10 protein-coding genes are annotated in these 10,341 nt (G+C 44.1%); 9 read left to right on the top strand and 1 reads right to left on the bottom strand.

The features are described 5' to 3' along the window. The first annotated feature begins 213 nt into the window (after positions 1–213). Complete coding sequence (locus O9323_RS21195) at positions 214–828, top strand: LapA family protein (protein WP_002734877.1); 615 nt, start codon at positions 214–216, stop codon at positions 826–828. A gap of 456 nt (positions 829–1,284) precedes the next feature. Next, positions 1,285–2,712, top strand: a complete 1,428-nt coding sequence (gene glgA, locus O9323_RS21200; RefSeq protein ID WP_002741723.1) for a glycogen synthase GlgA — start codon at positions 1,285–1,287, stop codon at positions 2,710–2,712. Positions 2,713–2,761: 49 nt separating this feature from the next. On the opposite strand, the gene O9323_RS21205 is transcribed toward glgA, so the two are convergent. After that, on the bottom strand, positions 2,762–3,367 hold the full coding sequence (locus O9323_RS21205; protein WP_002800734.1) for a vWA domain-containing protein: 606 nt from the start codon (positions 3,365–3,367) through the stop codon (positions 2,762–2,764). Between the two features lie 213 nt (positions 3,368–3,580). Here O9323_RS21205 and O9323_RS21210 point away from each other — a divergent pair, with 213 nt between their 5' ends. The 7 genes from O9323_RS21210 (at position 3,581) to urtE (ending at position 10,151) form a co-directional block, all read left to right on the top strand. After that, positions 3,581–3,913 carry a TMEM165/GDT1 family protein gene (locus O9323_RS21210; RefSeq protein WP_002753338.1) on the top strand — a complete coding sequence of 111 codons (333 nt, stop codon included), beginning with the start codon at positions 3,581–3,583 and terminating at the stop codon, positions 3,911–3,913. A 72-nt stretch (positions 3,914–3,985) separates the two neighbouring features. Continuing rightward, the gene (locus O9323_RS21215; RefSeq protein ID WP_002732425.1) at positions 3,986–4,261 is read left to right on the top strand and encodes a TMEM165/GDT1 family protein; all 276 of its coding nucleotides are present in this window, start codon (positions 3,986–3,988) and stop codon (positions 4,259–4,261) included. A gap of 530 nt (positions 4,262–4,791) precedes the next feature. After that, complete coding sequence (urtA, locus tag O9323_RS21220) at positions 4,792–6,105, top strand: urea ABC transporter substrate-binding protein (RefSeq protein ID WP_103112868.1); 1,314 nt, start codon at positions 4,792–4,794, stop codon at positions 6,103–6,105. A gap of 94 nt (positions 6,106–6,199) precedes the next feature. Further along, positions 6,200–7,396 carry an ABC transporter permease subunit gene (locus tag O9323_RS21225; protein WP_002731945.1) on the top strand — a complete coding sequence of 399 codons (1,197 nt, stop codon included), beginning with the start codon at positions 6,200–6,202 and terminating at the stop codon, positions 7,394–7,396. A 3-nt stretch (positions 7,397–7,399) separates the two neighbouring features. Beyond that, on the top strand, positions 7,400–8,554 hold the full coding sequence (urtC, locus tag O9323_RS21230; protein WP_002777290.1) for an urea ABC transporter permease subunit UrtC: 1,155 nt from the start codon (positions 7,400–7,402) through the stop codon (positions 8,552–8,554). 113 nt (positions 8,555–8,667) lie between these two features. Further along, positions 8,668–9,414, top strand: coding sequence for an urea ABC transporter ATP-binding protein UrtD (gene urtD / locus O9323_RS21235; protein WP_002777291.1), 747 nt, complete (start codon positions 8,668–8,670; stop codon positions 9,412–9,414). A 38-nt stretch (positions 9,415–9,452) separates the two neighbouring features. Then, positions 9,453–10,151: an urea ABC transporter ATP-binding subunit UrtE gene (gene urtE / locus O9323_RS21240; RefSeq protein ID WP_002777292.1), complete on the top strand. Its 699-nt coding sequence runs from the start codon at positions 9,453–9,455 to the stop codon at positions 10,149–10,151. The last annotated feature ends 190 nt before the right edge of the window (positions 10,152–10,341 follow it).

Raw genomic sequence — 10,341 nt, forward strand, 5'->3', positions numbered from 1 at the left:
TTAGTGGTTAGGGACCTGCGCTTTGATAATGTACCTTTTGGGCGAACGCAGTTCGCCCCTACATTGTGGACAAAATCCGTTACTGTAGGGGCGCAAAGCTTGCGCCCTCCGATCGATTGGGATATTATTCCCACGCAAGTCCCTTAGTGATTGATCACTGATCACTGTTTACTGATCACTGTTTACTGAATCACTGTATCAAGGGAGGTAAAAATGGGCTGGATTATGGTCTTATTTGCGATCGCTGTAGGCGGATTACTGATCTGGCAGAATCTGGGGGTGATCACTTTGGTCTTTTTTGGCGGTATTATGACGGTAAAACTGCCCCTAGCAGTCTGGGTGTTACTTTTTACCCTAGCGGGAATTATCAGTGGTTTAACCCTGCAATTTCTCTATAGTTTTGGTCGTCCTTTGGCTGCCCCAAAAGCCTCCCCTCGTATAGCGAATAATCCTACAGTACCACCGCCATCTCCCCGACCTACCTATATTCAAGATACTGCTCCGTCTGCACGGGGTAACGATTGGGAAAGAGATAGCGGTGATGATTGGAATTTTGATACACCCCCCGAAAAACCGACGACCATTCAGGATCGGGAAGAATTTTCGTCTAGGCTTGCAGATGAGGAAAAAGCAAATTTTGTCAAGCCTCCTAGTGACAGTTCTCGAACCGGCTCGGTTTATTCCTATAGTTACCGCACAGCCAAACAGACTCGCGGGGAAAAAGCCGATCAAGTGTACGATGTCAATTATCGGATTATTACGCCCCCCGCCCAAGATCAAAACGAAGATCGGGAGGTAAACAAAGGGGATGAAGAGGAGTGGATTTAACTTTGACAGAGACAGAACCGGTGCTGATCAGCTAAAATTTGCTAAAAAGACGGTAAAAAAAGCCTAAAAAACTTAATAATGCCCAAAACAGCTAATTGGGGCTTGCTCAATAAATCTAAAAACCTTGTTGGGTAAGACTTTTAGACTTTTTGGAAACCAAAAAGTACCAGATCTGGGAGTGATCGGGTGGAAAATTCAGGTACTTTTTCCCTGAAAATTAGGTAATTGACCAGATGAAAATCGCTAAAACCCTACACCCTACACCCCACACCCCACACCCCACACCCTGCCCCCACCGAAAAACTTTTTGCCGCAAACCCTGATTATGTCCCTCGTTGGCTCTCTGGTTAGTTAAAGAAAAATCTCGGCTAATCCGATAATACCTGCTGGCAAATCCTGCTAGGGGGGGTTTATCTGTTAAAATTTCTTGTCGTCGTGAAGTGAAGCGGGAAGAGTATGCGAATTCTATTTGTGGGTGCCGAGGCCGCTCCAATTGCCAAAGTTGGGGGAATGGGAGACGTAATTGGGGCATTACCGAAAGTCTTGCGTCAGCTAGGTCATGATGTGCGGATTTTTCTACCCTACTACGGTTTTCTTCAGGAAAAAATGGACATCCCTTCCGAACCCATTTGGTCAGGATTCGCCATGTTTCAGGATTTTTCAGTCTATGAAACGGTTTTACCCGATACAGATATTCCTCTCTACCTCTTTGGTCATCTAGCTTTCTCTGGACGCAGTATCTACGGAGGCGAAGATGAGGCCTGGCGATTTACCCTATTTGCCAATGGTGCGGCGGAATTCGCTTGGAATTACTGGAAACCACAAGTTATTCACTGTCATGATTGGCATACGGGCATGATTCCCGTCTGGATGCACCAAGACCCCGATATTAGTACCGTTTTTACGATCCATAATCTCGCCTACCAGGGTCCTTGGCGCGAAGCATTAGAAAAAATGACTTGGTGTCCTTGGTATATGCAGGGCGATAATACCATGGCCGCGGCGGTTCAATTTGCCAATCGCGTCACGACTGTCTCTCCCACCTATGCCCGTCAAATACAGACCCCCATTTATGGCGAAAATTTAGAGGGATTATTGTCCTATATTTCCGGCAATCTGGTGGGCATTGTCAACGGCATCGATACGGAGGTGTATAACCCGGCTAAAGATGTTTATCTTAAGCAGAATTTTACCCCAGAAACCATCGAAAAACGTCTGGCTAATAAAATTGCCCTGCAAGAAGAAGTGGGGCTACAGGTCAGCAGAAATGCCTTTGTCATGGGGATGGTGACGCGTTTGGTAGAACAAAAAGGTATTGATCTAGTGATGCAAATTTTAGATCGCTTTCTCACCTATACTGATGCTCAATTGATTATTTTAGGTACAGGCGATCGCTATTATGAAACCCAACTATGGGAGATGACTTCCCGTTTCCGGGGGCGAATGTCCCTGCATCTTCTCTATAGTGATGCTCTTTCCCGTCGCATCTATGGGGGGGCCGATGCTTTGTTAATGCCTTCCCGTTTTGAACCCTGTGGCATTTCCCAATTAATGGCCATGCGTTACGGTTGTATTCCCATGGTACGCCGCACCGGTGGTTTAGTCGATACGGTATCTTTCCACGACCCAATTCAGGAAAGAGGAACAGGATTTAGTTTCGATCGCTATGAACCTTTAGACCTGTTTACCTGTATGATCCGGACTTGGGAAAGTTTCCGTTATAAACAGGATTGGCAAAAACTACAGCAACGGGCAATGACTCAAGATTTTAGTTGGTATAAATCTGCTTTGGAATATCTCAAAATCTACAAACAAATCACCGGACAATCCGATCAATTATCCGATGAAGAAAAAGATAAATTTGTCGCCCTGACTAGCAGTTAAATCCTCCTTGATTAGGGGTGAAGATATATCACCCCTACTCCGGTAGAAATTAATCGGTAATGGCGTTGAGAAGAACTTCCGCTAGGGTCATATCTTCCATATCATCGATAGTAATTGTGTCAACGATATCGAATTTGGCCCCCGCCGATTCTAGTTGATCGTCTAAAGCTTTGAGAAATTCTGTTGCTTGTCGATCATGGCCTACTTGAATCAGAGAAATGGCTAATTCTTCATCCCTATCGAGTTTTCGAGAAGCTTCGATAATTTGACGCATCACCGCTTTGCGATCATCTGGTTCTCCGTCGGTAATCACCAGAATAGTTTCTCCGTTGGGTTTAGTTTTGCCGGCAGTTTTGCGCTGAAAATAATTATTGAGGGCATCTTGGAGAACAGCTGCTAGGTCTGTCCTCCCCATGGGTTCATTTTCTTGATAAATTTGTGTCACCTTATCGGAAGTAACATTATCATAGCGTCGGAAACGTCCGGAAAAAAGATAGATAGTGATGCCGTCGGGATCGAATTCCTCGCACTTTCTAGCCAAGGCGAGGGTGGATTCTTGGGCAATTTGCCAACGGGTTTTCTCGCTGGGTTTATCAGCAGTGGACATACTGCCACTTTTGTCAATAATCAGAGTATAATCTCTGTTTTCTACCATAGGGGCTATACCTCCAAGCAATTTGCGCTCGTCCTAGTCTAATAATTATTAAACTCTAGGATGGAAACTCTACCTCGATCGACTAGGGTTTTTTAACTATTGGGGGAAGGAGACAGCGTAATCAACAGCAGAAACTATCGCCAGAAAACCAGTCGGGCTAAAATGAAAAAAGTATGAAAATTATTTCTTAACCTGATACTGTTAAATTAGCCGATGAGTGATAGTAAATCGATCGCCTCAACCGAGAAAAAGCCAGATCATCCACCTTCTTGGAGTTTTTGGACGGTGTTTAGTTCCACCTTCCTAACCATATTTTTTGCTGAAATCGGCGATAAAACTCAATTAGCCACCCTTTTGATCAGCGCCGAATCCCAATCCCCCTGGGTGGTTTTTGCCGGGGCAGCCACCGCTTTAATCGCTACCAGTCTCCTCGGTGTCCTGATCGGTTATTGGATTGCGCGTCGTCTTTCCCCCAAAACCTTAGATATCGGTGTCGCTATTCTTCTCCTTTTGATCACTGGTTTACTGATCGGCGATATTCTCTAAGCAATCAGTGATCAGTGTGACTGTTTACTGTTTACTGTTCACTGAAAAAAGCTTCCCATCTCCCTAGAATTTATGAATTGGCAATTATTCGGACTGACATTTATCACGGTTTTTTTGGCAGAAATAGGCGATAAAAGTCAATTAGTAGCGATCGCTCTCGGTGGCAGTTCCAAATCACCCAAAGCTGTCTTTTTTGGCTCAATTACCGCCTTAATCTGCACCAGTTTCTTAGGAGTCCTGGCGGGGGGCAGTATGGCGCAGTTATTCCCCGCTAAGATATTAAAAGCGATAGCGGCCATTGGTTTTGCTCTGCTTGCTGTCCGGCTGCTTTGGCCAGATTCGGATTGATAATTGGGTTGGGCTGAATATTACTGGAAGCCTTACTAGAAAACGGTTTTGGCACTTTTTCCAGGCACGCGAGGCCATTCTGTTATTATAAACCTCTGGCCTAATTAATTTTTGAGGGTTCAAAAACGTCAAAAATAAGGATTAAATCGCATAAAATCTGTAAATAGATCATTTAATTGATTATTATTCATTCTTAATTCTCCTGACTACTGACTACTGGCTACTGGCTCCTAACCCTAACAACAATTTTTGATTTTTACAAGAGGTCTTATGACTTCCCCAACCGACGACCGGCGACCGACTCCTGATAGCTAAAAAACTGAGGCAAATTCCAGAAAAATAATTAATTTTTTGGAAAAAAGTAGCTAAACTTACAAAAAATATCCAAAAAGTAGCGAAAATCACAAAAAATCTGCTAACCTAGCCGTAATATCACACAGATATTTGTAGAAAGATTCCCGAAAATCTCCTCAGCAAAAACGTCCGTGTGAAGTAGCTAATATTGTCAGCGAGGTTAGTTCAAGATCATCATGTCAAATTTAGGACGACGTAAATTTCTCCTGTACGGTTCTGCCACTTTGGGAACCAGTATTCTGTTAAAAGCTTGTGGTGGACAAAACCAAACCCCCACGGCTAGTCCTAGCCCAGCTGCTAGTCCCGCCCCGGCTTCTGGAGAGACAATTAAGGTGGGTATTCTGCACTCCCTCAGTGGCACCATGGCCATCAGTGAGACCAGCGTGGTTGATGCGGAAAAACTGGCGATCGAGGAAATCAATGCCGCCGGTGGTGTTCTTGGTAAACAGATCGAGGCAGTGGTGGAAGATGGCGCTTCCGATTGGCCAACTTTTACCGAAAAAGCCACCAAACTGATCGATCAGGACAAAGTTGTGACTGTCTTCGGTTGTTGGACTTCCGCCAGTCGTCAGGCAGTTTTACCCGTGTTTGAAGCCAAAAACCATATGCTCTGGTATCCTGTCCAGTACGAGGGTCAAGAGTGTTCTAGAAATATCTTCTACACTGGTGCTGCCCCTAACCAGCAGATCGAGCCGGCAGTGACTTGGTTGCTGGAAAATAAAGGGAAAAAATTCTTCCTCGTCGGTTCCGACTACGTTTTTCCCCGCACCGCCAACACGATCATTAAAGAGCAGTTAAAGGCGAAAGGCGGCGAAACCGTGGGCGAAGACTATCTACCCCTAGGTAACACGGAAGTTACCCCGATTATCACCAAAATTAAGCAAGCTTTACCCGATGGCGGCGTTATTTTCAACACCCTCAACGGTGACAGTAACGTGGCTTTCTTTAAACAACTGCAAGCGGCCGGTTTAACTCCCGATAAATATCCGGTCATGTCGGTGAGTGTTGCCGAGGAAGAAGTTAAACAAATCGGTAAGGAATATCTCCTCGGTCAATACGCTTGTTGGAACTATTTCCAAACCGTAGATACCCCCGCTAACAAAAAATTTGTTGCGGCTTTTCGAGCTAAATATGGTGAGGATCGCGTCACTAACGACCCCATGGAAGCGGCCTATATTATGGTCTATCTCTGGAAGCAAGCGGTGGAACAAGCGGCAACCGCCGATGATCTCGACAAAGTTCGCGCCGCCGCCGTGGGACAAAAATTCGATGCTCCCGAAGGACCGGTGGAAATGTTCCCCAATCATCATATCTCCAAAACCGTCCGCATTGGTCAGGTGAGAGATGATGGTCTATTTGACATCGTTTGGTCAACTCCGGGGGTAGTGGATCCGCAACCTTGGAACCAATTTGTCCCCGAAACTAAGGGCTTTGCCTGTGACTGGACGGATCCGGCTAAGGGCGGTAAGTTCAAAATGGAAAAATCCTAGTTTTAGGAATTTTTCCAGACAGTAACGAGAGTGAGGTGGGCATTACTGCTCACCCCACTTTTTAAAGCTTAAAGATGCAGGGGAATAACGAAAAGTGTCAGCATTATTGGAAGGATTGTTTAATGGTATTAGCATCGGTTCTGTGCTATTGCTGGCCGCTTTAGGACTAGCGATTGTCTTTGGACTGATGGGGGTGATTAATCTCGCTCACGGTGAGTTAATGATGTTAGGGGCTTATACTACTTTTGTGGTGCAGAATATCTTTAAAGGTTTTGAAGATATTTATATTTTAAATGTCTTTCAAGCTTTCCGTATTTCTCTCTTTGATACTTATGTTTTATTCGCCCTACCGATCGCTTTTTTAGTGTCGGGATTGGCGGGATTATTATTAGAAAGGGGGGTGATTAGGTTCCTCTATGGCAGACCCCTAGAAACGCTGCTGGCCACTTGGGGAGTCAGCTTAATTCTGCAGCAATTTGTCAGAAGTGTCAACGGGTTATTAGTAATTAGTTTAATAGTTTTCTGTCTGTTATTTTTTGGGGCGATGACGGTGTTAAGTCGTCGCCTAGATTGGGAGAGAATTCGCAATTTAGCTATTGGTATCACCCTGCCTTTATCCCTAGCTATCGCTGGATTATTAGGCTATCTTTTATCTTTTAATCCGGTTCTCGCTCGACCCTGGTTTAGTGCCAGAAACGTCGATGTCACGGCTCCTGCTTGGTTACGGGGAGGTTTACCTTTACCCGGTTTTCAAATGCCCTACACCCGTCTATTTATTATCATTTTAACTGCCCTTTGTTTGTTAGGGACTTATTGGTTTTTAAATAAATCTTCTTGGGGTTTACGCATTCGTGCCGTCACCCAAAATCGCCAGATGAGTGCCTGTTTAGGCATTCCGACAAATCAAGTGGATGCTTTGACTTTTGCCCTCGGTTCGGGATTAGCTGGAGTTGCCGGTTGTGCGATTAGTTTTTTGGGTTCCGTCGGTCCAAACGTGGGACAAAATTATATCGTTGATACCTTCATGGTAGTGGTGGTGGGGGGAGTGGGTAATCTCCTGGGAACTATTATCGCGGCTATGGCGATCGGTGTGGCTAATTATTTAATTGGTTCGGGAACTTTTGCTCTGATTTTTGGTTCTGTAGAAGCCCTAAAACCCCTAACGGATTTCTTCACCTTTTTCTCCACCACTAGCATGGCAAAAGTGATGATTTTTGCTTTAATTATTGCTTTCTTGCAATTCAAACCTGCGGGAATTTTTCCTCCTAAAGGACGTACTGCCGAGTTATAGATTATGATTACCGAAACCATCACTAGAAACGAATCCCGACAACGGGAAAAGAAAAAGTTAATCACGGAAATCGCTGTTATTGTTGGTTTAGTGGTCATCTTTGCGGTGTTACTGCCCTTAGCTTTGTCGGCTTTCCGCTTGCGTTTATTGGGGCGATTTCTTTCCCTCGCTATTGTTGCTTTGGGGATAGATTTAATCTGGGGTTATACGGGTTTATTAAGTCTTGGTCATGGCATCTTTTTTGCCCTCGGTGGTTACGCTTTGGCCATGTACCTAAATCTTCAGTTACCCCCCGGACAAATGCCCGAATTTTTTACTCTCTACGGGGTGACAGAATTACCTTTTATTTGGCAACCTTTTTATTCCCTACCTTTGACAATTCTAGCCCTAATTATCGTACCAGCGATCGTGTCGGCATTATTAGGTTATTTAATCTTCCGCAATCGCATTAAAGGGGTTTATTTCTCAATTTTGACCCAAGCGGCTTTACTGGTATTTTTTAACTTTTTTAACGGTCAACAAAAGTTAATTAACGGCACTAATGGCTTAAAAACCGATACCCAAACAATTTTCGGGTTGCTGGTGGGTTCCGATGCCGTTCAAGTGGCCTTTTATTTACTCACAATTGTCTGTTTACTGGCTATTTATCTCCTCTGTCGTTGGTTAACTACGGGCAGATTTGGGCGCTTGTTAGTCGCCATTCGCGATGACGAAGTGCGTGTCCGTTTTTCTGGTTATGATCCTACTTGGTTTAAGGTGTTAGTTTTTGCCATTTCTGGGGCGATTGCCGGTGTTGCCGGCGCTCTTTACACCGTGCAAACGGGAATTATCACCCCTAACTCTATGGATGTGGCTTTTTCCATTGAAATGGTGATTTGGGTGGCTGTGGGGGGACGTGCTACCCTTGTGGGGGCAGTTGTCGGTACTTTATTAGTACGCCTAGCCCAAACTTTTTTAAGCGAACAATTTCCGGAAGTCTGGGTATTTTTCCAAGGGGCCCTATTCCTAATTGTGGTGACAGTCCTTCCCGATGGTCTTCTCGGTGGAATTAAACGTTTGCTGACTCATTTTGGTTTCCGCAAAACTTTAATTACCTATCCTAGTATTGAGGAAGCTCCGGAAGTGCAACTGGAAAGAGAAGAATTAGATCATAAGTGATCTTAGCTATCAGTTATCAGTTATCAGTTATCAGTTATCAGATGTGAGTTTTCAGTTCACTGATTACTGCTGACTGTTCACTGAAAATACTTCCCTATTCCCTCTTAGAAATTATGACTGGAAAAATCTTAGAAATCGAGAATCTTACCGTTAGTTTTGGGGGTTTTAAAGCTCTCAATAATCTTAATTTCAGTATGGATACGGGAGAATTGCGGGTGATTATCGGTCCCAATGGTGCGGGAAAAACCACTTTTTTAGATGTGATTACGGGGAAAGTGCAACCCACCATCGGACGGGTATTATTTAAAGGTCGAGATCTCCGCAAAATTCCCGAATTTGCGATCGCTCGTTTAGGGATTGGTCGCAAATTCCAAACTCCTAGGGTATATTTAAATCTAACTGTCCGAGAAAATCTCGATTTAGTTAGCAACCGTAATAAAAATGTTTTCTCAACTCTTTTCGGTCGTCCTCCCCTAGAAGATAGCAGAAAAGTTATTGGTTTATTGGAAACTATCGGGTTAACTGCTAAAGCTGATTTACCCGCTTCTTTACTTTCCCACGGCGAAAAACAACGCTTAGAAATTGGTCAATTAGTGGCCCAGTCACCAGATTTACTGCTAGTAGATGAACCCGTGGCAGGATTAACCGATGAGGAAACGGAAAACGTGGGTAATTTGTTATTAAATCTAGCGGAAAGTCATTCAATTATTGTCATTGAACACGATATGGAATTTGTCCGGCAAATTGCCCGCAAAGTCACGGTTTTACACCAAGGAACTGTTCTCTGTGAGGGGAATATGGAGCAAATTCAAAATGATCCGAAAGTTATTGAAGTTTATCTAGGTTCCTCGGAAGAATAAAAAGTCAAAGGATTAAAATTAGTTAAAAAGGGTTGACAATGTTACACATATCTGATCTCAATGTTTACTACGGAGAAAGTCATATTTTAAGAAATGTTGATCTTAACATTAATGCGGGAGAAATGGTCTGTTTAATCGGACGTAATGGCGTGGGCAAAACTACCCTATTAAAAACCCTAATGGGTATCTTAAAACCGCGAGCGGGAACAATTAATTATGAGCAAGAAAACCTGATTAATAAAACCTCAGATCAAAGAGCCAGATTAGGACTGGGTTATGTGCCGCAGGGTAGGGATATTATTCCCCGTCTAACGGTAAAAGAGAATTTAATTCTCGGTTTGGAAGCTTTACCCACAAGGAGAAAAAATGCCACAATTCCCGAAGAAATCTTTGATTTATTTCCCGTTTTAAAAACCATGTTATCGCGGATGGGAGGAGATTTAAGCGGTGGACAACAACAGCAATTAGCCATCGCTCGCGCCTTAGTGGGGGAACCAAAATTATTAATTTTAGATGAACCCACGGAAGGAATTCAACCGTCAATTATTCTCGAAATTGAAGCAGCGGTGCGGCGTATTGTTGCCAGTAAAGGAATCGCCGTTTTATTAGTAGAACAACACCTGCATTTTGTCCGCCAAGCTGATCGATATTACGCCATGCAGAAAGGGGGAATTGTTGCTTCCGGTTTCACAAGCGAATTAAGTCAAGAAGTCATTCAGCGATTTTTGTCGGTTTAAACTTAACTTTTTCCTTGATAAGTAGGTAGGCGTTAAAAATTATCAGACACCCCCCTTATCAAGGGGGGATTAAGGGGGGATCGGCACCCCCCTTATCAAGGGGGGATTAAGGGGGGATCGGCACCCCCCTTATCAAGGGGGGATTAAGGGGGGATCGGCACCCCCCTTATCAAGGGGGGATTAAGGGGGG

Origin of the sequence: Microcystis sp. LE19-131.1A (assembly GCF_027532015.1) — a bacterium.
Taxonomy (GTDB): Bacteria; Cyanobacteriota; Cyanobacteriia; order Cyanobacteriales; family Microcystaceae; genus Microcystis; species Microcystis ichthyoblabe_A.

Excerpts from the sequence above, each read along its gene's own strand:
- O9323_RS21195 (WP_002734877.1), top strand. The coding sequence starts at position 214 with ATGGGCTGGATTATGGTCTTATTTGCGATCGCTGTAGGCGGATTACTG.
- urtD (WP_002777291.1), top strand. The coding sequence starts at position 8,668 with ATGACTGGAAAAATCTTAGAAATCGAGAATCTTACCGTTAGTTTTGGG.
- O9323_RS21205 (WP_002800734.1), bottom strand. The coding sequence starts at position 3,367 with ATGGTAGAAAACAGAGATTATACTCTGATTATTGACAAAAGTGGCAGT.
- O9323_RS21210 (WP_002753338.1), top strand. The coding sequence starts at position 3,581 with ATGAGTGATAGTAAATCGATCGCCTCAACCGAGAAAAAGCCAGATCAT.
- urtC (WP_002777290.1), top strand. The coding sequence starts at position 7,400 with ATGATTACCGAAACCATCACTAGAAACGAATCCCGACAACGGGAAAAG.
- urtE (WP_002777292.1), top strand. The coding sequence starts at position 9,453 with ATGTTACACATATCTGATCTCAATGTTTACTACGGAGAAAGTCATATT.
- glgA (WP_002741723.1), top strand. The coding sequence starts at position 1,285 with ATGCGAATTCTATTTGTGGGTGCCGAGGCCGCTCCAATTGCCAAAGTT.
- O9323_RS21215 (WP_002732425.1), top strand. The coding sequence starts at position 3,986 with ATGAATTGGCAATTATTCGGACTGACATTTATCACGGTTTTTTTGGCA.
- urtA (WP_103112868.1), top strand. The coding sequence starts at position 4,792 with ATGTCAAATTTAGGACGACGTAAATTTCTCCTGTACGGTTCTGCCACT.